Source organism: Ramlibacter sp. GS1-15 (assembly GCF_057785015.1).
This window is the reverse complement of the sequence record NZ_JBYNTU010000001.1, coordinates 280,955-301,567: the sequence shown is the minus strand read 5'-3', so window position 1 is coordinate 301,567 and position 20,613 is coordinate 280,955. Positions and strand designations below refer to the sequence as shown.

The 20,613-nt window shown below is 68.3% G+C and carries 22 protein-coding genes; 7 read left to right on the top strand and 15 right to left on the bottom strand.

Annotated elements, in window-relative coordinates; translation table 11 throughout:
* The first annotated feature begins 14 nt into the window (after nucleotides 1-14).
* On the top strand, nucleotides 15-1,754 hold the full coding sequence (locus tag AC3EF3_RS01500; RefSeq protein WP_488530389.1) for a lysoplasmalogenase family protein: 1,740 nt from the start codon (nucleotides 15-17) through the stop codon (nucleotides 1,752-1,754).
* On the opposite strand, the gene ruvB is transcribed toward AC3EF3_RS01500, so the two are convergent.
* Genes ruvB through AC3EF3_RS01480 form a run of 4 tightly spaced genes read right to left on the bottom strand, consistent with a single transcriptional unit; the run spans nucleotide 1,703 to nucleotide 6,157 of the window.
* Nucleotides 1,703-2,761, bottom strand: a complete 1,059-nt coding sequence (ruvB, locus tag AC3EF3_RS01495; protein ID WP_488530388.1) for a Holliday junction branch migration DNA helicase RuvB — start codon at nucleotides 2,759-2,761, stop codon at nucleotides 1,703-1,705. The two genes, AC3EF3_RS01500 and ruvB, sit on opposite strands and share 52 nt — an antisense overlap.
* On the bottom strand, nucleotides 2,758-3,333 hold the full coding sequence (ruvA, locus tag AC3EF3_RS01490) for a Holliday junction branch migration protein RuvA (protein WP_488530387.1): 576 nt from the start codon (nucleotides 3,331-3,333) through the stop codon (nucleotides 2,758-2,760). The genes ruvB and ruvA overlap by 4 nt, the downstream gene beginning before the upstream one ends.
* Nucleotides 3,330-3,989 (bottom strand): response regulator, encoded by a 660-nt coding sequence (locus AC3EF3_RS01485; protein ID WP_488530386.1) that lies wholly within the window; start codon nucleotides 3,987-3,989, stop codon nucleotides 3,330-3,332. Before AC3EF3_RS01485 ends, ruvA begins: the two co-directional genes overlap by 4 nt.
* Nucleotides 3,986-6,157 carry a sensor histidine kinase gene (locus tag AC3EF3_RS01480; RefSeq protein ID WP_488530385.1) on the bottom strand — a complete coding sequence of 724 codons (2,172 nt, stop codon included), beginning with the start codon at nucleotides 6,155-6,157 and terminating at the stop codon, nucleotides 3,986-3,988. The genes AC3EF3_RS01485 and AC3EF3_RS01480 overlap by 4 nt, the downstream gene beginning before the upstream one ends.
* 3 nt (nucleotides 6,158-6,160) lie before the next feature.
* Here AC3EF3_RS01480 and AC3EF3_RS01475 point away from each other — a divergent pair, with 3 nt between their 5' ends.
* From AC3EF3_RS01475 to AC3EF3_RS01465, 3 genes are read left to right on the top strand one after another with little or no spacing between them, the layout of a single operon-like run.
* Nucleotides 6,161-7,105: a PhoH family protein gene (locus tag AC3EF3_RS01475; RefSeq protein ID WP_488530384.1), complete on the top strand. Its 945-nt coding sequence runs from the start codon at nucleotides 6,161-6,163 to the stop codon at nucleotides 7,103-7,105.
* Nucleotides 7,098-7,553: an rRNA maturation RNase YbeY gene (gene ybeY, locus AC3EF3_RS01470; protein ID WP_488530383.1), complete on the top strand. Its 456-nt coding sequence runs from the start codon at nucleotides 7,098-7,100 to the stop codon at nucleotides 7,551-7,553. Before AC3EF3_RS01475 ends, ybeY begins: the two co-directional genes overlap by 8 nt.
* Before the next feature lie 40 nt (nucleotides 7,554-7,593).
* Nucleotides 7,594-9,486 carry an acyl-CoA synthetase gene (locus AC3EF3_RS01465; protein WP_488530382.1) on the top strand — a complete coding sequence of 631 codons (1,893 nt, stop codon included), beginning with the start codon at nucleotides 7,594-7,596 and terminating at the stop codon, nucleotides 9,484-9,486.
* Here AC3EF3_RS01465 and dtd read toward each other — a convergent pair.
* Genes dtd through tyrS form a run of 3 tightly spaced genes read right to left on the bottom strand, consistent with a single transcriptional unit; the run spans nucleotide 9,461 to nucleotide 12,050 of the window.
* The gene (gene dtd / locus AC3EF3_RS01460) at nucleotides 9,461-9,901 is read right to left on the bottom strand and encodes a D-aminoacyl-tRNA deacylase (RefSeq protein ID WP_488530381.1); all 441 of its coding nucleotides are present in this window, start codon (nucleotides 9,899-9,901) and stop codon (nucleotides 9,461-9,463) included. The genes AC3EF3_RS01465 and dtd overlap by 26 nt on opposite strands.
* Entirely contained in the window at nucleotides 9,898-10,809 is a 912-nt protein-coding gene (locus tag AC3EF3_RS01455) for a cation diffusion facilitator family transporter (protein ID WP_488530380.1), read from the bottom strand. Before AC3EF3_RS01455 ends, dtd begins: the two co-directional genes overlap by 4 nt.
* 8 nt (nucleotides 10,810-10,817) lie before the next feature.
* Nucleotides 10,818-12,050, bottom strand: a complete 1,233-nt coding sequence (gene tyrS, locus AC3EF3_RS01450; protein ID WP_488530379.1) for a tyrosine--tRNA ligase — start codon at nucleotides 12,048-12,050, stop codon at nucleotides 10,818-10,820.
* A gap of 175 nt (nucleotides 12,051-12,225) precedes the next feature.
* On the opposite strand from tyrS, the gene AC3EF3_RS01445 reads away from it, so the two are divergent.
* A complete protein-coding gene (locus AC3EF3_RS01445; protein WP_488530378.1) occupies nucleotides 12,226-13,584 on the top strand; it encodes a peptidoglycan DD-metalloendopeptidase family protein in 1,359 nt (452 codons plus the stop codon).
* A gap of 31 nt (nucleotides 13,585-13,615) precedes the next feature.
* On the top strand, nucleotides 13,616-14,716 hold the full coding sequence (locus tag AC3EF3_RS01440) for an anhydro-N-acetylmuramic acid kinase (RefSeq protein ID WP_488530377.1): 1,101 nt from the start codon (nucleotides 13,616-13,618) through the stop codon (nucleotides 14,714-14,716).
* Here AC3EF3_RS01440 and erpA read toward each other — a convergent pair.
* The 5 genes from erpA to rplM form a co-directional block, all read right to left on the bottom strand.
* Nucleotides 14,713-15,078 (bottom strand): iron-sulfur cluster insertion protein ErpA, encoded by a 366-nt coding sequence (gene erpA / locus AC3EF3_RS01435; RefSeq protein WP_488530376.1) that lies wholly within the window; start codon nucleotides 15,076-15,078, stop codon nucleotides 14,713-14,715. The two genes, AC3EF3_RS01440 and erpA, sit on opposite strands and share 4 nt — an antisense overlap.
* Nucleotides 15,079-15,137: 59 nt before the next feature.
* Nucleotides 15,138-15,533 carry a bactofilin family protein gene (locus tag AC3EF3_RS01430; RefSeq protein WP_488530375.1) on the bottom strand — a complete coding sequence of 132 codons (396 nt, stop codon included), beginning with the start codon at nucleotides 15,531-15,533 and terminating at the stop codon, nucleotides 15,138-15,140.
* A 23-nt stretch (nucleotides 15,534-15,556) separates the two neighbouring features.
* Nucleotides 15,557-16,258: a DUF6776 family protein gene (locus AC3EF3_RS01425; protein WP_488530374.1), complete on the bottom strand. Its 702-nt coding sequence runs from the start codon at nucleotides 16,256-16,258 to the stop codon at nucleotides 15,557-15,559.
* Between the two features lie 98 nt (nucleotides 16,259-16,356).
* On the bottom strand, nucleotides 16,357-16,749 hold the full coding sequence (gene rpsI / locus AC3EF3_RS01420; protein ID WP_488530373.1) for a 30S ribosomal protein S9: 393 nt from the start codon (nucleotides 16,747-16,749) through the stop codon (nucleotides 16,357-16,359).
* On the bottom strand, nucleotides 16,746-17,201 hold the full coding sequence (rplM, locus tag AC3EF3_RS01415) for a 50S ribosomal protein L13 (protein WP_488530372.1): 456 nt from the start codon (nucleotides 17,199-17,201) through the stop codon (nucleotides 16,746-16,748). Before rplM ends, rpsI begins: the two co-directional genes overlap by 4 nt.
* Nucleotides 17,202-17,380: 179 nt before the next feature.
* Here rplM and AC3EF3_RS01410 point away from each other — a divergent pair, with 179 nt between their 5' ends.
* On the top strand, nucleotides 17,381-18,271 hold the full coding sequence (locus AC3EF3_RS01410) for a 23S rRNA (adenine(2030)-N(6))-methyltransferase RlmJ (protein ID WP_488530371.1): 891 nt from the start codon (nucleotides 17,381-17,383) through the stop codon (nucleotides 18,269-18,271).
* Nucleotides 18,272-18,280: 9 nt separating this feature from the next.
* On the opposite strand, the gene AC3EF3_RS01405 is transcribed toward AC3EF3_RS01410, so the two are convergent.
* The 3 genes from AC3EF3_RS01405 to AC3EF3_RS01395 form a co-directional block, all read right to left on the bottom strand.
* Nucleotides 18,281-18,874, bottom strand: coding sequence for an OmpW/AlkL family protein (locus AC3EF3_RS01405; protein WP_488530370.1), 594 nt, complete (start codon nucleotides 18,872-18,874; stop codon nucleotides 18,281-18,283).
* A 156-nt stretch (nucleotides 18,875-19,030) separates the two neighbouring features.
* On the bottom strand, nucleotides 19,031-19,864 hold the full coding sequence (gene metF / locus AC3EF3_RS01400; RefSeq protein WP_488530369.1) for a methylenetetrahydrofolate reductase [NAD(P)H]: 834 nt from the start codon (nucleotides 19,862-19,864) through the stop codon (nucleotides 19,031-19,033).
* A complete protein-coding gene (locus AC3EF3_RS01395) occupies nucleotides 19,861-20,613 on the bottom strand; it encodes a TlyA family RNA methyltransferase (protein ID WP_488530368.1) in 753 nt (250 codons plus the stop codon). The genes metF and AC3EF3_RS01395 overlap by 4 nt, the downstream gene beginning before the upstream one ends.

The following is a 20,613-nucleotide window of genomic DNA, read 5'->3' as shown; positions in this document are numbered from 1 at the left end:
TTCACAATCCTGGTATGTCACCGTACCAGGTCATCGTCCTCGCGACGCCGGTCTTCTTGCTGCTGATCGCGATCGAGCTCGCCTGGGGCCTGGCGCGCGGACGCAATACCTATCGCCTCGAGGACGCGATCACCAGCATCAGCCTGGGCATGCTGAGCCAGGTGACGCAGGTCTTCACGCGCGTGCTGCGCGTCACGATCTACACGGCCGCCTATGGCGCGATCGCGCTGTGGCACGACGACGCGTTCTGGATGTCGTGGTACGGCTGGCTGCTCGCGCTGCTGTTCTACGACTTCTGCTATTACTGGCTGCACCGCTGCGGCCACGAGAGCGCGATTTTCTGGGCCGCCCACGTGGTGCATCACCAGAGCCAGGACTACAACCTCTCCACGGCCCTGCGCCAGACCAGCTCCGGCGCGCTGCTCGGGTGGATCTTCTACCTGCCGATGGCGATCGCCGGCGTGCCGCCGCTCGTCTTCGCGGTGGTCGCGCTGGTCGACCTGCTGTACCAGTTCTGGGTGCACACCGAGCACGTGCCGAAGCTCGGATGGTTCGACCGCTGGTTCTGCTCGCCCTCCAACCACCGCGTGCACCATGCGGTGAACGACCGGTACCTCGACCGCAATTACGGCGGCGTGCTGATCGTCTGGGATCGCCTGTTCGGCAGCTTCGCGGAAGAGCGCGAAAGATGCGTGTATGGCACGCGCAGCCCGCTCGACAGCTGGGACCCGCTCTGGTCGAACGCGCAGGTGTACTGGGCCCTCGCCAAGGATTGCTGGCACACCGGGAGCTGGCTCGACAAGCTGCGCGTCTGGATCAAGCCGCCCGGCTGGCGGCCGGCCGACGTCGCCGCGCGCTTTCCCAAGGAACCCTTCGACATCGCGAAGGTGCAGCGCTTCGAGCGGCCCATGTCCCGGGCGCTGGCGTGGTTCGCGGGGCTGCAGTTCGCGCTGCTGTTGTGCGGCGCCGTCGCGTTCCTGTGGAACGCGGAAGGCATGCCGTTGGCGCAAGCGGCCGTGTGGGTGCTGGCGCTTTCGGCGGCGCTGTGGGCGGTCGGCGCGGTGATGCAGGGTCGCCTCACGATGACCGAGGTGCTGCTGCTCGAGGCCGCAGCCCTGTCCACGGCGACGGCGGCCGCGGGCTGGATCGACCTGCACCGCGTGTTCAAGCCGCTGGCGATGGTGATCGCGATCGCATTCGTGGTGCGGCGCGGGCACGTGCAATGGGCACTGGCCGCGGCGCTCGCGTTTTCGCTCGTCGGCGACGTGCTGCTGCCGGCGCACTTCATTCCCGGGTTGGTGAGCTTTCTCGCCGCGCACCTTTGCTACGTCGCGCTGTTCACGCAGGACGCACCGTGGTTCGCCAGCCGCAGGGCGCTCGCGGGAACGCTGGCCGCCGCGGCGGCGATGTACGCGATCCTGTTCCCGCACCTCGTGCCGGTGCTGAAGATCGCGGTGGCGGCCTACGCGATCGTGATTGCCTGCATGGCGGCGCAGGCGATCGGGCGCGCGGCGGTCCTGAAGGATGCAAGCGCGGTCGGCGTCGCCGTGGGCACCGTGTTCTTCATGCTGAGCGATTCACTGCTCGCGATCGACAAGTTCGCGCTGCCGCTGCCGGTCGCGGAGTTCCTGGTGCTGGGGACGTACTACGCGGCGCAGATGCTCATCGTGCACAACGCGCGGCCGCGCGCCGCCACGTGCGCTCAGTCGCTGAACAGCTCGCCCGCGCTCCTGGGCGGTGTCACCCCGAGGTGACGGAAGGCGGCCAGCGTGGCGATGCGGCCGCGCGGCGTGCGCTGCAGGTAGCCTTGCTGGATCAGGTACGGCTCGATCACGTCCTCGATCGTGTCGCGCTCCTCGCCGATCGAAGCGGCGATGTTGTCCAGGCCCACCGGGCCGCCGTCGAAACGATGGATGACGGCCTCGAGCAGCTTGCGGTCCATCACGTCGAAACCCTGCGGGTCGACATCGAGCATCGCCAGCGCCTTGTGCGCGATGTCCTGCGTGATCTTTCCGTTGCCCTTCACGTCCGCATAGTCGCGCACGCGCCGCAGCAGGCGGTTGGCGATGCGCGGCGTGCCGCGCGAGCGCCGGGCGATCTCCTCGGCGCCCTGCCCTTCGATCGGCGCATCGAGCAGCTTCGCGCTGCGCCTGACGATGCGCCCGAGCTCCTCGGCCGTGTAGAACTCCAGCCGCGCGACGATGCCGAAGCGGTCGCGCAGCGGGTTGGTGAGCATGCCGGCCCGCGTGGTCGCCCCCACCAGCGTGAACGGCTGCAGGTCCAGCTTGATCGAGCGCGCGGCCGGTCCTTCGCCGATCATGATGTCGATCTGGTAGTCCTCCAGCGCCGGGTAGAGGATTTCCTCGACCACCGGCGACAGGCGATGGATCTCGTCGATGAACAGGACGTCGTTCTTCTCGAGATTGGTGAGCAGCGCCGCGAGGTCCTTGGGTTTTTCCAGCACCGGCCCCGAGGTCTGGCGCAGGTTCACGCCGAGCTCGTGCGCGACGATGTGCGACAGCGTCGTCTTGCCCAGGCCCGGCGGGCCGAACAGCAGCACGTGATCCAGCGCCTCGCCGCGCTTCTTCGCCGCGCCGATGAAGATCTCCAGCTGCTCGCGCGTCTTGGCCTGGCCCACGTATTCGTTCAGGAGCTTGGGCCGCAGCGCGCGCTCGATCGCCTCCTCGTTCGGCGACGCGGGTGCGGCCGACACCACGCGCGAGTCGGGCGCGGGCGCGAAGTCGTCGGTCTTGATCGTCATCGGGCGAGGGCCTTGAGCGCCTGCTTGATGCCCTCGCTCACGCCGATGTCCTTGGGCAGCGACTTGAGCGCCGCGGCCGCTTCCTTGTCGCTGTAGCCGAGCGCCACCAGCGCCTGCAGGATGTCGGTCTGCGCGTCGCTCGTCGCGATCGCGTTCGCGGCGCCGATGTCGGCGCCGAGCTTGCCCTTGAGTTCGAGCAGCAGGCGCTCGGCGGTCTTCTTGCCGATGCCGGGCACCTTCACGAGCCGGCCCGCGTCCTGCGCCGTCACGGCCTGCGCGATGTCGGCCACGCTCATGCCGCTCAATACCGCCAGGGCGGTGCGCGGACCGACCCCGGAAATCTTGATCAACTGGCGGAAGGTCTCGCGCTCGGGGGGCGAGCCGAACCCGAACAGGATCTGCGCGTCCTCGCGCACGACGAAATGCGTGAGCAGCGACACTTTCTCGCCCAGCGCCGGCAGGTTGTAGAACGTGCTCATGGGAACGTCCACCTCGTAGGCGACGCCCTGGCAGTCCACCAGCACCTGCGGCGGGTTCTTCTCGGCCAGCAGGCCCGTGAGGCGCCCGATCACGGGTTCACCAGCCCGCGGCGCGCGGCTTCGAGCGCAGCTTCGGCACGGGAGGACACGTTGAGCTTGCGGTAGATCTGCCTCACGTGGTCGCCGATGGTGTGGCGCGACAGGCCGAACTGCGCGGCGATCTCCGCCATGGTGTAGCCCTTGGCGACGCGCTGCAGCACCTCGGTCTCGCGCGCGGTCAGGTGCGCCTCTTCATCGAGCTGCTTGACCAGGGCCTGCCGCTTCTCGTTCGCGTTGGCGAAATACGCCAGCACGCGCCGGGCGATCGGCGGCGACAGCGGCGGCTCGCCCTGGCTGATGCGCAGCAGCTGCGACACCAGCTGGTCGCGCGGCTGGTCCTTCAGCAGGTAGCCGAACGCGCCGGCCTGGAGCGCGGGGAACAGGTGGTCGTCGTCGTCGTAGATCGTGACCACGACGGCCAGGGCGCGCGGCTGGTGCACGCGCAGCGCGCCCACGATGTCGCCGCCGTTGCCATCGGGCAAACCGAGGTCGATCAGCGCGAGGTCGAACTGTGATTGCTGGATCCGCGCCAGGCCCTCGTCGCGGCGCGCGACGGCGGTCACCTGCAGCCCCGGGAACGCCTCGCATGCGACTTCGCCGAGCCACTGGCGGATTTCGGGCAGGTCCTCGACGACGAGTGCGCTCTTCATGCCGCGTCGATCTTAGCGGATTGCATGCCAAGCGGCACCTGCACGACGAGGCGCGCTCCCCCGGCATCGGGGCGTTCGTGGCGCTGCTCGCCACCCAGCGTGCGGACGCGGCGCTCGATGTTGCCCAGACCGTGGCCGCCGCCGGCCCGCGTGACACCGCGGCCATCGTCCTCGATCTCGATGCGCATGGCGTCGCCCTCGAATGCGATCCGGATCGTGCAATGTTTCGCACCGCTGTGGCGGATGGCGTTCGAGACGGCTTCGCGCAGCACGCGCGTGAACTGCACGTGCAGGCGCGCCGGCAGCAGCAGCCCCGGCGGCGGGTCCTCGCACTCCCAGTGCGGCGCGATGCCGGCGGCGGCCAGGCGTGTGACACATTCAGAACGCCAGTCCGCGATCACGTCCTCCGCGGCCCCGGGCTCGCCCGACAGCCCGCGCACCGACAGGCGCATGTCCTCGAGCGCCTGCCGCGCCATCCCGGCGATGCGTTCGCGCTCCTGCGCCTTCTGGCTCGCCTGCGCGATCGTCAGCAGCTGCGCGCCCAGGTCGTCGTGCAGGTCCGACGCGATGCGGCGGCGCTCTTCGCGCGCGACACGCTCGAAGGCTTCGGCCGACACCAGGCCCTGCCGCACCAGCTCGCACAACTCGCGCGCGATGCGCGCGTCGGCCGGGTTGAACAGGCGCGCGCCGCGCTCGGGCAGCTCCAGCAGCAGTGCCTCGAGCGGCGCGGTCGCGGCCACGACCAGCTCGCGACCCGCAGCGGCGTGCGCCCCCGCCGGGGCCGGCACCATCCGCAGCGGTTCGAACACCGATTCCCACAGCGCGCGCCAACGCGCGTTCAGCACGCGCGCGTCGCCCTGCGCGTGCGTGACGATCTGCAGCACCTGCGGCAACACCGCGCGCGCATCGGGCAGGTTGCCGCGCAACAGCATGCGCCACAGCGCCTGCCGCAGCGGGAAGTAGACCCAGCCCGCGATCGCCATGGCGACCGTGAAGGCGACCTGCTGGCCCCAGTGCAAGGCGCTCACCAGCAGCGCGTCCAGCAGCACCACCAGCAGCCCGCCGAGGAACCACAGCCAGGCCCGCGGCCACCAGGCCTCGAGCTGGAACAGGCCGACGCGGCCGACCAGCGGCACCAGGCCCACGAACTGCAGCGCGACGGTCGCGAGCGTGAAGTTCTGCGACACCTTGACCACGTGGCCGGCGGCGCCGAGCGCATAGGCGACGAACTGGCCGGACAGGCTCGCCAGCAGCAGCAGGCCGAACCACTTGAGCTGTGCGCGCTGCTGGGCATCGTGCCGGCACGCGCGCCACTGCAGGGCATAGACCGTCGCAAGCGTCACCCCGAGCATCACGATCGGCAGGCGAAAGTAGAGCGTGATGCCCGGCCCCCATTGCCAGTGTTCCGTCGCGAGCGCCATGGCACACATGCCCGCCAGCGACCAGGGCAGCCACATGCCGCCGAGCCGCCGCGGATGCAGCCAGAACAACACGCACAAGGCGCCCACCGTCGTGAACCCCGTCAGGTGCGAGACCAGGTGCAGCGTGGGCCAGCCGAAGGGCGGCTGCGTGAGCAGGCGCGAGCCCCACGAGGCCGCGCACAGCACGCTGAAGGCGTAGCCGCCGCTGGACAGGACGTAGCACAGCGTCGCCGAGCCGCGCGGCTGGTAGATCCACATGCCCAGGCCGACGGAGAGGGACAGCAAGGCGACGCCCCATGGCACCCAGAATCGCAGCCCGAGTTCGCCCAGCGCATGATGCGACTGCGGGCGCACCTCGGTGACGCCGCCCGCGTGCTCGATGCGCACCGAAGGCTGGTGCAGGATGTCCCACAGCTGCGCGTGCCGCGCGAAGAAGTCGTTCTGGGCCGTGAACGTGTTGTGCACGCTGACGGTCTCGACCACCAGCGCGCGATCCATCGCCACGCGCACGCCGCCGGCCTCCATCGCCGTGATGCCGGACAGCGCAGGAACGCCGGCGCGCGTCGGCTCGCCGACGACACTGGACTGCGGACCCTCGACGAAGCGCCAGGCGAGCGACGGCTCCATCAGGTTGCGCACCAGCGGGGCCAGGCCCGCCGCGACGATCAGCGCGGCGGCGATCCACCACCGCAGCGTGCGGTTTGGCCCGACAATCAGCACCTTGACTCCACCCTCCGGGAAACCCATCCGTTGATTCTGCGTCATTCGTTCAGCCCGCCCAACAACACCCGCCTGGCCAACTTGTGCGGGCCGACCGACGAACACCTGCGCACCATCGAGACGGCGCTTTCGGTGCGCATCCAGCACCGCGGCGAGCAGTTCCGCGTCGAAGGCGCGAAGGCCCAGGCGCAACGGGCACTCGAGGTGCTCGAAGCGATGTACCAGATGGCGGGTCGCCCGATCGCGGCCGACAAGGTGCAGCTGATGGTGGCGAGCGAGCTGCCGATGGACGAGGACGACGAAGGCGCGATCGTCCTGCACACGCGCCGCACGGACCTGAAGGCGCGCACGCCCAACCAGAGCGTCTACCTGGACAACATCGCCGGCCACGACATCACCTTCGGCATCGGACCGGCCGGCACCGGCAAGACCTACCTCGCCGTCGCCTGCGCGGTCGATGCGCTCGAGCGCAGCACCGTGCAACGCATCGTGCTGACCCGCCCGGCGGTGGAAGCCGGCGAGAAGCTCGGCTTCCTGCCGGGCGACCTCACGCAGAAGGTCGATCCGTACCTGCGGCCGCTGTACGACGCGCTCTATGACCTCATGGGGTTCGACCGGGTGACCAAGGCCTTCGAGCGCAACGCGCTGGAGATCGCCCCGCTCGCCTTCATGCGCGGCCGCACGCTGAACCACGCCTTCGTGATCCTCGACGAGGCGCAGAACACCACGCCCGAGCAGATGAAGATGTTCCTCACCCGCATCGGCTTCGGCAGCAAGGCGGTGGTGACAGGCGACATCAGCCAGGTCGACCTGCCCAAGGGCCAGCTCTCGGGCCTGGTCGATGCCGAGCGCGTGCTCAGGCGCGTGAAGGGCATCGCCCACACGCGCTTCACCAGCGCCGATGTGGTGCGGCACCCGCTGGTCGCCCGCATCGTCGATGCCTACGACGCGGCCCGCAAGAACACCGATGCCTGAGGGCCGCTCGCTCGATTTCACCCTGCAGTTCGGGCGTTTCCCGGACGCGGCGGCCCACCGCAAGATCGTCACGCCCGCCAACGTGCGACGCTGGGTGGGCACCGCGCTCGATCGTGCGGCGGAGGTCGCGGTGCGCGTCGTCGGCGAGGACGAAGGGCGCGCGCTCAATCGCCAGTACCGCGGCAAGGACTACGCCACCAACGTGTTGACCTTCGACTACACCCGGGCGCCGATGGTGGTGTGCGACATCGTGCTGTGCGGGCCGGTCGTGCAGCGCGAAGCCGTGGAGCAGCGCAAGTCGCTGAGGGACCACTACGCGCACCTGCTGGTACACGGCACCTTGCATGCACAAGGCTGGGAGCACGAGACCAACGAGCGCGATGCGCTGGCGATGGAAGCGCTGGAGATCCTGCTGCTGGCATCGCTGGGCATCCCGAATCCCTACTGAAACGGATTGCGGCGGCGCGCGAAACGTGCGACAAGGCCGCATGAGCGCATGGCACCTGCTGGACAAGAAAATCGGAGGCGAGCGCCCGGACCTCGGTACGGACGAGCGGCTGCGCGAATTCGAAGCCGTCCCGTACGACGAGCGCATCGCGGCGGCGAGCACGTATGACGTGATCCGCCTCGGCGCGGCCGCCGATCCCGCCAGGCCGGCGCTGGTCTTCCTGCCCAACGCCGACCCGCAGGAGGCCGGCGTCACGATCTCCTATCGCGACTTCCTCGGCGGCGTGACGCAGGCCGCCAACATGTTCCACGCGCTCGGCGTCATGCCCACCGACGTGGTGAGTTTCCTGCTGCCGCTCGTGCCGCAAGGCTTCTTCACCCTCTTCGGTGCGGAGGCCGCCGGCATCGCGAACCCGGTGAACCCGCTGCTCGAGTCGCCGCAGATCGCCGAGATCCTGCGTGCCGCCGGCACGAAGGTGCTTGTCACGGCCGGCCCGGCAATGAGCGCCGAGATCTGGGCCAAGGTGGAGAAGATCCGCGGCCAACTGCCGCACCTGAGCGCGGTGGTGTGCGTGGGCGGCGCGCCGGCCGACGCCGCGGGCGTGTTCTCGTGGGATGAACTTCTCGAGGCGCAGCCGGCGGACCGGCTCGTGAGCGGCCGGCGCATCGTGCCCCAGGATGTCGCCGCCTACTTCCACACGGGCGGCACGACCGGCATGCCCAAGCTCGTGCGGCACACCCACCGCAACCAGGTCTACCAGGCCTGGGTGATCGGGCTGATGATCCCGAGCGACGCGATCCTGTTCGGGCTGCCGCTGTTCCATGTGGGCGGCGCCCTCACGCAAGGCTTGGGTTCGTTCGGGGCGGGCGCGACGGTGGTGGTCGTGTCGCCGGCGGGCTGGCGCAACCCGAACGCGGTGCGCCATGCCTGGAAGCTGGTCGAGCGCTTCAGGCCGCAGGTGTTCGGCGGCGTGCCGACGGTGCTCGCCGCGGCGCTGAACGTCCCGCTGGACGGTGCGGACGTGTCAAGCATCCAGTACTGCTCGGGCGGCGGCTCCGCGATCCCCGTCGCCGTCGCGCAGGCCTACCAGGCGCAGTTCCATGCGCCGGTGCTCGAGGTCTACGGCATGACGGAGACCTCGAGCGTGCACACGATCTCCTATCCCGACCGTCCGGTGCGCCTGGGCTCGGTCGGCCACGCGGTGCCCTACTCGCGCGTGCGCGTCGTCGAGATGAAGGGCGGCCGCTGGACCGATTGCGCGCCGAACGCGATCGGCGTGGTCGCGATGAGCGGGCCGGGCGTGTTCTCCGGCTACCTGTCGGACAAGCACAACCGCGACGCCTTCATCGAGCCGGGCTGGGTCGACTCGGGCGACCTCGGCCGCATCGACGAGGACGGCTACCTGTGGATCACCGGGCGCGCGAAGGACCTCATCATCCGCGGTGGCCACAACATCGACCCAGCGCCGATCGAGGCAATCCTGTTCCGGCACCCGGCGGTCGCCTTCGCCGCCGTGGTCGGCGAGCCCGATGCGTACGCGGGCGAGCTGCCGGTGGCCTATGTCCAGCTGAAACCGGGCGTGCCCGCCGATGCGGCCGAGCTCACGGCATTCGTGGCCGAACGCACACCCGAACGCGCGGCGACGCCCGTGCAGACCTACGTGATCGACGCGATGCCGCTCACCGGTGTCGGCAAGGTGTTCAAGCCCCGGCTGCGCTTCGATGCGACGGAGCGCAAGGTGACCCGGATGCTCTCGGACCTCGTGCAACCGGGAGTGGAGATCGGCATCGAGGCCGCCACGCATGCGGTCCATGGCCAGGTGATCACGGTGCGGCTGAACGGCGGCGGCGACGCCCTCGAGGCCGAAATCCGCCGGCGGCTCGCCCCGCTGGCCATGCGGCACGACATCAAGCGATCCGCATCGGGATCGTGACCGGCCCGTCGTTGACCAGGTGCACCTGCATGTCGGCGGCGAACTCGCCGGTCGCGACGGCGGGGTGCGCGGCGCGGGCCTGCTGCACGAAATACTCGTAGAGGCGCTTGCCTTCGTCGGGCGGCGCGGCATTGGTGAAACTCGGACGGTTGCCGCCCGACGTGTCCGCCGCCAGCGTGAACTGGCTGACGACCAGCAACGCCCCGCCGACGTCCTGCACGCTGCGGTTCATCTTGCCCGCCTCGTCGCTGAAGATGCGCAGCTTCAGGATCTTCGCGAGCAACTTGTCCGAATGCGCTTGGCCGTCACCGCGTTCGGCGCAGACGAGCACCAGCAGCCCCGCACCGATCGCGCCGATCGTCAGGCCGGCCACCTCCACGTGCGCGCGGCTCACGCGCTGGACCAGGGCGATCACAGCGGATCCTTCTCGTCGTCGAAATGCGCCTCGACGTCGCTGGGCAGCAGCTGGATCGTCGCGCGCAGCCCGGGCACCGCGCTCATGAGCGCCTGCTCGACCGCGGCGCGCACGGCCGCTGCCCGCCCCAGCGTCCAGTTGGCCGGCATGTGCATGTGCAGGTCGACGAAGCGCCGCTGGCCGGACCGGCGGCTCGAGATGTGGTCGAAGCGGATGGTCGGGTGCTGGAACGAAGCCAGCGTCTGCTCCACCACCTCCATCACTTCGGGCTCGAGCGCCTCATCCATGAGGCCTTGCGACGAGCGCCACATCAGCGTTGCGCCTTCGCGCAGGATGTTCAGGGCGACGCCGATGGCCACCGCCGGGTCCAGCCATTGCCAGCCGGTGAATGCGACCAGGGCCACGCCGATCACCACGCCGGCGGAGGTCCACACGTCCGTCATGAGGTGCCGGCCGTCGCCTTCCAGGGCGATCGAGCGATGGTGCCGGCCCGACTGCAGCATCGCCCACGCCAGCGCGCCGTTGAACACCGAGCTGAGCACCGAGAGCGCGAGTCCCCAGCCGAGAGCCTCGAGCGCTTGCGGGTGCAACAGGCGGTCGACCGCCGCCCAGATGATGCCGACGGCCGCGGCGAAGATCGCCAGCCCTTCGAAGCCGGACGAAAAATACTCCGCCTTCGTGTGGCCGTAAGGATGGCCGGAGTCGGCCGGCCGGCGCGCGATCGTCACCATCAGCAGCGCGAATACCGCGCTCGCCAGGTTGACCAGCGACTCCATGGCATCGGACAGCAGCCCGACCGAATGCGTGATCCACCACGCGAGCGTCTTGAGCGCGATCGTGACCAGCGCCACCGCGATCGACATGCGCAGCAGCAGCTGCGGGGAGAGCGACTCGATCCTGGACGCCATGCGCGCCATCAATGAATCGTCACGCGGGCGAACTTGCGCTTGCCGACCTGCACGACGTAGGTGCCGGCCGCAAGCTTCAGGCCCTTGTCGCCGACCACGTTCGAATCCACGCGAACGCCGCCACCTTCGATCAGCCGGTTGGCTTCGCTGGTCGAAGGCGCGAGGCTCGCCTGCTTGAGCAATTGCGCGATGCCCAGCGGCGCACCCGGCAGCATCACTTCCGCGATGTCGTCGGGGATCCCGCCCTTGCTGCGGTTGATGAAGTCCTGCTCGGCGGCATCGGCCGCGGCCGGGCTGTGGAAGCGCGCGGTGATCTCCTTGGCGAGCATCACCTTCGCGTCCTTGGGGTTGCGGCCGGCTTCGACTTCCTTCCTGAGTCGTGCGATCTCCGCCTCGCTGCGGAAGGACAGCAGCGTGTACCAGCGCCACATCAGTTCATCGGAGATCGACAGTACCTTCGCGAACATCGTGTTCGCGTCTTCCGTGATGCCGATGTAGTTGTTCTTGCTCTTGGACATCTTGTCGACGCCGTCGAGCCCTTCCAGCAGCGGCATGGTCAGGATGCACTGCGGCTCCTGCCCGTATTCGACTTGCAGGTGCCGGCCCATCAGCAGGTTGAACTTCTGGTCGGTGCCGCCGAGTTCCAGGTCGCTCTTCAGGGCGACCGAATCGTAGCCCTGCATCAGCGGGTACAGGAACTCGTGGATGCTGATCGAGGCACCAGCCTTGAAGCGCTCGTGAAAATCGTTGCGCTCCATCATGCGGGCGACGGTGTACTTGGCCGCGAGCTGGATCATGCCGCGCGCGCCCAGCGGGTCGCTCCATTCGCTGTTGTAGCGGATCTCGGTCTTCGCCGGGTCGAGCACCAGGCTCGCCTGCTTGTAGTAGGTCTCGGCGTTCGCCTTGATCTGCTCGGCCGAGAGCGGCGGGCGCGTCGTGTTGCGGCCCGAGGGGTCGCCGATCATCGACGTGAAATCGCCGATGAGGAAGATCACCGTGTGGCCCAGGTCCTGCAGCTGGCGCATCTTGTTCAGCACCACCGTGTGGCCGACGTGGATGTCGGGCGCGGTCGGGTCCAGCCCGAGCTTGATGCGCAGCGGCACGCCGGTGGCCTCGGACTTCGCGAGCTTCCTGAGCCAGTCGTCCTGCGGAATCAGTTCATCGGCGCCGCGCAGTGTCACGGCCATCGCCTCGCGGGTGCGGTCCGTGACCGGGAATTGTGTAACAGCGGCTTGATTCATAAGGGTTTTTTCGTGGCCGAGCTCGAGCGCTGCCGCTATACTGCGACAGCCCGTTGGACGACGTTCGATTCTAGTGTCGGCGTCTTTTCTGCCCGGCCGCGCCAACGCAGTTCCTGCGCGCGGACCGCCTACGCGGGCGTAGGCTCACGGCAGGCCACCTAATTCGGATCGGCACTTGATTCACGGTTTCGCCGCCGCTTGCGAAAGATTCAGGCTTCGGGCCGGCCACGCGCTGGAACACCACCCGAAGCAGGCGACGGCCGTCATCGCGCTGCTGCTCCTGGGCGGGGGCGGTGCCGCCTTCGGCGTCGCCACGCTCGACCCCGAGCCCGATCGCATCGCCGTCCACGACGTGCTGCAGGACGTCGTCCCGCTGCCGCTCGACGCGCAATTGCGCGAGCTCGAAGACCACAGCTTCAATCTCTATCGCACCGAGACCACGCGGGCCAGCGACACGGTGGAAGCGCTGCTGACCCGGCTCGGCCTGGCCGACGCGGCCGCCGCATCGTTCCTGCGCCGCGAGCCCTCGTTCCGCGCCCAGGTGCTCGGCCGCAGCGGCCGCGCGGTGTCGGTGGAGGCGAACGACCACAACGAGCTGATGAAGCTCACCGTTCGCTGGACACCCGACAGCAGCGGCTACTTCAAGCGGCTGGTCATCGATCGCGCCGCACCCGGCATCTTCGTCTCGCACGTCGATTCGGCGCCGCTCGTCGCGCGCCTGCGCCTGGGCAGCGCCATCGTGCGCAGCTCGCTGTTCTCGGCCGCCGACGAAGCGCATGTGCCCGATCCGGTGGTCTCGCAGATGGTCGAGATCTTCTCGAACGAGATCGATTTCCGCCACGACCTGCGCCAGGGCGACCGCTTCAACGTCGTTTACGAAACGCTGGAGGCCGACGGCGAGCCGATGCGCACCGGCCGCATCCTTTCGGCCGAATTCGTGAATGGCGGCAAGCCGTACAGCGCCGTGTGGTTCCAGCCGCCGGTTGGCAAGGGCGCCTATTTCACGCTCGACGGCCAGAGCCTGCAGACGCAGTACCTGGCGACGCCGCTCGAGTTCTCGCGCATCTCCAGCGGTTTCGCCACGCGCATGCACCCCATCGCCCACGAGTGGAAGGCGCACCTGGGTGTGGACTATGCCGCGACGACCGGCACGCCGGTGCGCACGGTCGGCGAAGGCACCGTGGAATTCGCGGGCGAGCAGAACGGCTTCGGCAAGGTCGTGATCGTGCGGCACAACAACGCGGAACAGACGGTCTATGCCCACCTGAGCCGCATCGCGGTCCACGCCGGCCAGGAGGTCGCGCAGGGCGACTTCATCGGCGCCGTCGGCCAGACAGGCTGGGCCACGGGACCGCACCTGCATTTCGAGTTCCGCGTGAACGGCGTGCACCAGAACCCGACGCTCATGGCGCGCCGCCACGAGCAGTCGGTGCTCTCGGCGGAGCTGCGGCCGGAATTCGATCGCCTGGCGCGCTCGATGCGCATGCAGCTCGCCGCCGCCGCCCGCGAAACCACGCTTGCCAGCGCGCAGTAGCGCGTTCGCCGCAGCGGCTAAGATCGCCGCGATGCCAGAGCTCTACATCGGCCTCATGTCCGGCACGTCGCTCGACGGCGTGGACGGCGTGCTGGCGGATTTCGGCGATGCCCGGCCGCGGGTCATCGCCCATGCGAGCGCGGCGTTCGCGCCGGAACTGCGCGCCGAACTGCTCGCGCTCAATACGCCGGGCGACAACGAACTGCATCGCGCGGCGCTCGCGGCCAACGGCTTGATGCGCGTGTATGCCGCAGTGGTCGCGCACTTGCTGCAAGAGGCGAAGCTCGACACCCGATCCGTCGCCGCCATCGGGGCGCACGGCCAGACGGTGCGCCATCGCCCCCAGGAGTTCGACGGCACCGGCTATACGCTCCAGCTGTGCAACCCTTCACTGCTGGCGGAACTGGCCGGCATCGACGTCGTCGCCGATTTCCGCTCGCGCGACGTCGCCGCCGGCGGCCAGGGCGCGCCGCTCGCGCCCTTCTTCCATCGCGCCATGTTCGCGCGCGAAGGAGAGACGGTGGGTGTGCTCAATATCGGAGGCATCTCGAATCTCAGCCTCTTGCGCGCCGACGGCACGCAGCTCGGCTTCGACTGCGGTCCGGGGAACGCGTTGATGGATGCGTGGTGCGCGCAGCACACGGGCAAGGCGTTCGACGATGCCGGCGCGTGGGCCGCGTCAGGCCAGGTCGATCAGGTGTTGCTTCGCGCCATGCTGTCCGACCCGTATTTCGCGAAGGCCCCGCCCAAGAGCACCGGCCGCGACCTGTTCAACGCGCCGTGGCTGGACAAGCACCTCGCGTCCCAGGCCGCGGTCGATGTCCAGGCGACGCTCGCTGAACTCACGGCGACCGCGATCGCCAACGACGTGAAGCGCCACCAGCCGGAATTGCCGCGCCTCATCGTCTGCGGCGGCGGCGCGCTCAACAGGCACCTGGTGGGCCGTCTGCGTGCCCAGCTGCCTGCAACATCCGTAAGTTCCAGTTCCGAAGCCGGGCTGCCGCCCTTGCAGGTCGAGGCGGCCGCGTTCGCCTGGCTGGCGCGCCAGTGCGTGCGACGTGAAGCGCTGGCCCTGGAAAGCACAACGGGCGCCCGCGGCGCCCGTGTGTTGGGGGGAATCTACCCGCGTTAGGCCGAGAAGCTCGAGCCGCAACCGCAGGTGCTGGTGGCGTTCGGGTTCTTGATCACGAACTGCGCGCCCTGCAGGTCTTCCTTGTAGTCGATCTCGGCGCCGACCAAGTACTGGTAGCTCATCGAGTCGATCAGCAGCGACACGCCGTTCTTCTGCATCACGGTGTCGTCGTCGTTCTGGATCTCGTCGAACGTGAAGCCGTACTGGAAGCCCGAGCAGCCGCCGCCCTGCACGAAGACGCGCAGCTTGAGGTCGGGATTGCCTTCCTCGGCGATGAGTTCGGCGACCTTGGCCGCGGCGCTGTCGGTGAAGACCAGCGGGGCGGGCATCTCGGATTGGACGTTCTCGGCGACTGCGCTCATGGGATCTCTTTCAAAGGCGAACTGCACCAATAGTACAGCAGTCCGCTCGGGAATTCAGGTCAGGCCGCCGTTGACGCCAGCTTGAGTAAGGGCTTTTCCTCGACCAGGGCATCCAGCGGCCTCATCTGCCCCGCGATCATGGCGCCCTGGTGCATCTCGAGCGCGCGGTAGTGCACATCCCCTTCGATGCGGGCCTTGGGCTGCAGTTCCAGCAGCTGGCGCGCGTGGACCGGCCCGCGCACCGTGCCGTTGATGATCACGTGGTCCGCCTGGACTTCGCCGACGACGACCGCGGCTTCGGAGATCACCAGGATGCTGGGTTCCTCGTTGGCCATGATGTTGCCGAAGCACTCGCCATCCACACGCAAGCCATCGCTGAACCTGAGGTTGCCCTCGATGCGGCTGCCTTGCGCGATGAGGCTCTTGATGGGGGGAGGCGCCTTCTTGCCGAACATTAGTTCTCCTCGGTGTTTCGGTTCTACAGCTCGATGCTCTGCACGGCGCGGGTGACCGTGCCCTCCACCACCTTGGCGGAGACGTTTTTTACCACGGCCTGCGGCGGCAGGTCGACCATTCCTTCGACGCGCCGGTACTGCCTGAAGGCGAGCGCCGGCTGCGGGACATCCATCATCCAGGGTTTGCCGTCGAGCGTGCCGGCAAGCTTCAGCTCGAGCCGGCCGCGAAACTCCGATGCGTTCTTCACCGGGTGGATCAACAACACCTGCCACTTGAGCTGCGTGCCCGCGAGCACTTCGGCCTGCAGGCCGCGGATCGCCACGGCTTCGCCGCCGCTGGCCGGCATCAGGCGCTCGAAGAAGCCCAGGTCGTCGCGCAGGGCGCGGTTCTCGGCCTCCAGCGACCTCACCTGCGCCGCCAGGCGCTCCTGCGCCGCTTTCTCGGCCGTGAGCACGCTGGCCGAGGTGTTGATCACCGACTGGGCCTTGTCACGCTCCTCGCGCAACTTGTCGATGTCGGCGCGCAGGCGCAACACTTCTTCCTTCGCACCGATGTCGATGCCGGCGATGTCCTTGCCGAATTCGAAGGCCCACAGCGCGAACGCGCCGCAGAAGCCGAGCACGATGGCCACCCAGGCCCAGCGCAGGGGCCAGGGCAAGGCGCTGCGCACGGCCATGCGTGGCGCGCTGATGGTCAATCGGCGGCGAAGGAGCTTGAAGCGCATCCCAACGTACTGCTGAGCTTGTATGGCTCAACAATACAGCCAATAAAAAAGCCGCAGCAAGAGGACTTGTGCGGCTTTTTGTATCGGAAGTAAGCGGCTTAGCGTTTGCTGAACTGCTTGCGGCGGCGCGCGGAGTGCAGGCCGACCTTCTTGCGTTCCACTTCGCGGGCATCGCGCGTGACGAAGCCGGCTTGCGACAGCACGGGCTTGAGCGCCGCGTCGTAATCGATCAGCGCGCGGGTGATGCCGTGGCGCACCGCGCCGGCCTGGCCGGATTCGCCGCCGCCGTGCACGTTGACCTGGATGTCGAACGCCTCGGCGTTGTTCGTCAGCATCAGCGGCTGCTTGGCGATCATGATCGAGGTCTGGCGGCCGAAGAACACCGCGATGTCCTTGCCGTTGACCGTGATCTTGCCGGAGCCCTTCTTCAGGAAGACACGGGCCACGCTGCTCTTGCGGCGGCCGGTGCCGTTGTTCCATTCACCAATCATTTGGACACCCCGTTGCCGGTGTTGGAGATTTCCAGCGGCTTCGGCTGCTGGGCGCTGTGCGGATGCTCGGCCCCGCCGTACACCTTGAGCTTCTTGATCATGGCGTAGCCGAGCGGGCCCTTGGGCAGCATGCCCTTGACGGCCTTCTCGAGCGCGCGGCCGGGATGCTTGGCCTGCATGTCGCGGAAGTTGGTGGAGTAGATGCCGCCCGGGAAGCCCGAGTGGCGGTAATACATCTTGTCGAGCTCCTTCGCGCCGGTGACGCGGAGCTTGGAGGCGTTGACAACGACGATGAAGTCGCCGGTATCGACGTGAGGCGTGTAGATGGCCTTGTGTTTGCCGCGCAAACGGAGAGCAACTTCGCTGGCTACTCGTCCGAGCACCTTGTCGGTGGCGTCAATCACAAACCACTCGTGCTTCACGTCAGCGGGTTTCGCGCTGAACGTTTTCATGAATCATTTCTCGAGTGTGTTTGCGCGTCCTTTTCCGCGGTCGGTGTTCCTCTGTCGGGAACCTCTTAGGCGGGATGTTCGATCCGTCGCGGGACGCAAAAAACGCTACGGAACCCGTGATTATATGAAAAACCGGGCAGCCGGGCCCGAAGCGGGCAGGCCGCGGTTAGGATGCCCGCATGTTCAGCTACCGCCACGCCTTCCACGCCGGCAACCACGCCGACGTCCTGAAGCACACGATGCTGATCGCGATCCTGCGCCACCTCACGCAGAAGGACACGGCGCTGATGGTGGTGGACACCCACGCGGGCGCCGGCCTGTACCGTCTGGACGGGGAGTATGCGGGCACTTCGGGCGAGGCGGCCGACGGCGTACTCAAGCTGGCACCGGCTGCGGCTGCTATGAAAGATGTAGCATCGGCGATCACCGACTATCTCGATCTGGTCGCCGCCTTCAACAAGCCGGGCCAGCTGAAGGTCTATCCGGGCTCGCCCTTCATCATCCACCGCCTGCTGCCCGAGGGCGGACGGGACAAGCTCAAATTGTTCGAGATGCACCCGACCGACGCCAAGGCGCTGGCGGGCAACGTCGCGCAGCTCGAGGCGGGGCGCCAGATCGCGGTGGCACGGCAGGACGGCTTCGAGGGATTGAAAGCCTTCCTGCCGCCGCCTTCGCGGCGTTCGCTGGTCCTGATCGACCCCAGCTACGAGATCAAGAGCGACTATGCCAAGGTCACGGCCTGCATCGCCGACAGCCTGAAGCGCTTCGCCACCGGCGTGTACGCGGTCTGGTACCCGATCATCCCGCGGCCCGAGGCGCACGACCTGCCGCGGCGACTGAAGGCGCTCGCCAACAACGCCGGCAAGCCCTGGCTGCACGCGACGCTCTCGATCGGCCATGCGCCGTCGCGCATCGGCGAAGGGCAGCACGGCCCGGGCCTGACGGCCAGCGGCATGTTCGTGGTCAACCCGCCGCACACCTTGAAGCCCGCCCTGCAGGCCGCGCTGCCGCAGCTCGTCGAGATCCTGGGGCGCGGCAAGGGACAGGCCCATGGCCTGGAGTCGTCCTAGCCACCTCGATCAGAAACGATAGCCGAGGCCCACGCCGACCAGCAGCGGGTCGACCTTGAAGGTGCCGAGCTTCACTCCCGCCGCCGACACATCGGTGCGGATGTACACCTTCTTCACGTCCACGTTCAGGACGACGTTCTTCGCGACAGGAATGTCGACGCCCACTTGCAGCGCGGGACCGAAGCTGTTCTTGTCGATGGTGACGGGCGCCGGCAGCTCCACCGAGCTGAAGCGGGTGTAGTTCAGGCCCGCACCGGCGTACGGCCGCACCGAGCCCGAGGGCAGGAAGTGGTACTGCGCCGTGAGCGTGGGCGGCAGGTGGCGCAGGGACCCGATCTTCGTCCCGCTCGCGAAGACGTCGTGCTTCTGCGGCACGGTGAGGACCAGCTCGGCCGCGATGTTCGGCGTGAAGAAATAGCTGATGTCGACTTCAGGCAGCCACTTGTTGTCGATCGACAGGCCCAGGTCCCCGCCATTGGCGCTCTGGAGGTGGACGGCGCGTGCGCGAACGAGCCAGGGGCCCTCGTCGGCAGCATGGGCGGTCAGGCTGGCGGCCAGGAGCAGGCCCGCCGCGGCGGCGAGCGCGAGTTTCTTGTTGATCATGATTGCAATGCGTTCACGAGGCACGGGAACATTCCCATGAAGCATTGCATCGGAGCCCGTCATGCTCAGCCTTGACGCTCCGCAAACTCGGGCAAACCCGGAGCCCGCCGAGGGCGGAAGTTGCGGCAGGTCAAAACTGCGCGTGGCGCAGGGACGTCAGGCGGCCAGCCCGAGCCGCCGGCAGATCTCGATCGTCGCGGCGGCCTGGTTCATCGTGTAGAAGTGGAAGCAGGGCGCGCCGCCGGCACGCAGCTGCTCGCACAGCTGCGTGACCACGTCCAGGCCGAAGGCGCGGATCGACTTCGCGTCGTCGCCGAAGCCCTGCAGGCGCAGGCGGATCCAGCGCGGGATCTCGGCGCCGCAGGCGTCGGAAAAGCGCATCAGCTGCGACGAGTTCGTGATCGGCATGATGCCCGGCACCACGGCGATATCCAGGCCCAGCTTGCGCGTCTCCTCGACGAAGCGGAAATACGCATCGGCGTTGAAGAAGTACTGCGTGATCGCCGTGTCGGCACCTGCGCGCACCTTGGTCGCGAACGCCTGCAGGTCCGCGTCCGCCGAGCGCGCCTGCGGGTGCACTTCCGGGTAGCACGCCACGTCGATCGTGAACGTGTCGCCGGTCTCGGCGCGGATGAAGGCGATCAGGTCACTCGCGTACTGGAATTCGCCGCCGGTGCCGTAGCCGCTCGGCAGGTCGCCGCGCAGCGCCACCAGGCGCTTGACGCCCATCGCCTTCAGCGCGGCGAGCGCGTCGCGCACCTTGCCCTGGGTCGCGCCGATGCACGACAGGTGAGAGGCCGCATCGACGCCCTCCTTCAGGATCTCGGCGACGGTGTCGAAGGTGCCTTGCTGGGTCGAGCCGCCCGCGCCGTACGTGACGGAGCAGAACTCGGGCTTCAACGTGTACAGCTGCTGCCGCGCTTCGCGCAGCTTCGCCGCGCCCTCGGGGGTTTTCGGCGGGAAGAATTCAAGGCTCAGTGCCAGGCTCATTGCGGGCCCTTCGCGGCTTTCGCCGCATGGATGAAAAATTCGCGGTTGCCCTCGCCGCCGGTGATGGGGCTGGCGTACCAGCCGCACACCTGCAACCCGAGCTGCGTGCAGGCCGCGCGGATGCGCTGCTCGACGATCTCATACAGCGACGCGTCGGTGACCACGCCGCCCTTGCCGATCTGCGCGGGCTGCAGTTCGAACTGCGGCTTCACGAGCATCACGAGGTCGCCGCCGACCTTCAGCAAGGGCACCAGCGCCGGCAGCACCAGCGTCAGCGAGATGAACGACAGGTCGCCGACCACCAGGTCGAAGTCACCACCCACCTGCTCGCTCGTGAGTTCGCGGGCGTTGAGCTTCTCGATCGCGACCACGCGCGCGTCGTGCCGCAGCTTCTCGTGCAGCTGGCCGTGGCCGACGTCGACACCGGTGACGCGCGCCGCGCCATGGGCGAGCAGGCAGTCGGTGAAGCCGCCGGTCGACTGGCCGACGTCGAGGCAGCGCTTGCCGCGCACGACGAGGCCGGCTGACGCCAGCGCGCCTTCGAGTTTCAGGCCGCCGCGCGAGACGTAGCGGGTTTCGGCGTCGTCCGTCAGTTCGATCTCCGCTTGCGGCGGCAGCTCGTCGCCGTTCTTGGCGACCGGCTGCCAGCCGCGCGGGCCGCGCCAGCGCACGCCCGCCGCGATCAGGCGCTGCGCTTGCGAGCGCGTGGCGGCGAGGCCGCGTTCGACGAGAAGCTGGTCGGCGCGCAT

Excerpts from the sequence above, each read along its gene's own strand:
- AC3EF3_RS01410 (WP_488530371.1), top strand. The coding sequence starts at position 17,381 with ATGTTCAGCTACCGCCACGCCTTCCACGCCGGCAACCACGCCGACGTC.
- AC3EF3_RS01395 (WP_488530368.1), bottom strand. The coding sequence starts at position 20,613 with ATGCGCGCCGACCAGCTTCTCGTCGAACGCGGCCTCGCCGCCACGCGC.
- AC3EF3_RS01405 (WP_488530370.1), bottom strand. The coding sequence starts at position 18,874 with ATGATCAACAAGAAACTCGCGCTCGCCGCCGCGGCGGGCCTGCTCCTG.
- AC3EF3_RS01465 (WP_488530382.1), top strand. The coding sequence starts at position 7,594 with ATGAGCGCATGGCACCTGCTGGACAAGAAAATCGGAGGCGAGCGCCCG.
- AC3EF3_RS01485 (WP_488530386.1), bottom strand. The coding sequence starts at position 3,989 with ATGAAGAGCGCACTCGTCGTCGAGGACCTGCCCGAAATCCGCCAGTGG.
- metF (WP_488530369.1), bottom strand. The coding sequence starts at position 19,864 with ATGAGCCTGGCACTGAGCCTTGAATTCTTCCCGCCGAAAACCCCCGAG.
- tyrS (WP_488530379.1), bottom strand. The coding sequence starts at position 12,050 with ATGAATCAAGCCGCTGTTACACAATTCCCGGTCACGGACCGCACCCGC.
- AC3EF3_RS01480 (WP_488530385.1), bottom strand. The coding sequence starts at position 6,157 with ATGGGTTTCCCGGAGGGTGGAGTCAAGGTGCTGATTGTCGGGCCAAAC.
- AC3EF3_RS01455 (WP_488530380.1), bottom strand. The coding sequence starts at position 10,809 with ATGGCGTCCAGGATCGAGTCGCTCTCCCCGCAGCTGCTGCTGCGCATG.
- rplM (WP_488530372.1), bottom strand. The coding sequence starts at position 17,201 with ATGAAAACGTTCAGCGCGAAACCCGCTGACGTGAAGCACGAGTGGTTT.
- AC3EF3_RS01430 (WP_488530375.1), bottom strand. The coding sequence starts at position 15,533 with ATGTTCGGCAAGAAGGCGCCTCCCCCCATCAAGAGCCTCATCGCGCAA.
- erpA (WP_488530376.1), bottom strand. The coding sequence starts at position 15,078 with ATGAGCGCAGTCGCCGAGAACGTCCAATCCGAGATGCCCGCCCCGCTG.
- AC3EF3_RS01500 (WP_488530389.1), top strand. The coding sequence starts at position 15 with ATGTCACCGTACCAGGTCATCGTCCTCGCGACGCCGGTCTTCTTGCTG.
- AC3EF3_RS01425 (WP_488530374.1), bottom strand. The coding sequence starts at position 16,258 with ATGCGCTTCAAGCTCCTTCGCCGCCGATTGACCATCAGCGCGCCACGC.
- rpsI (WP_488530373.1), bottom strand. The coding sequence starts at position 16,749 with ATGATTGGTGAATGGAACAACGGCACCGGCCGCCGCAAGAGCAGCGTG.
- ybeY (WP_488530383.1), top strand. The coding sequence starts at position 7,098 with ATGCCTGAGGGCCGCTCGCTCGATTTCACCCTGCAGTTCGGGCGTTTC.
- AC3EF3_RS01440 (WP_488530377.1), top strand. The coding sequence starts at position 13,616 with ATGCCAGAGCTCTACATCGGCCTCATGTCCGGCACGTCGCTCGACGGC.
- ruvB (WP_488530388.1), bottom strand. The coding sequence starts at position 2,761 with ATGACGATCAAGACCGACGACTTCGCGCCCGCGCCCGACTCGCGCGTG.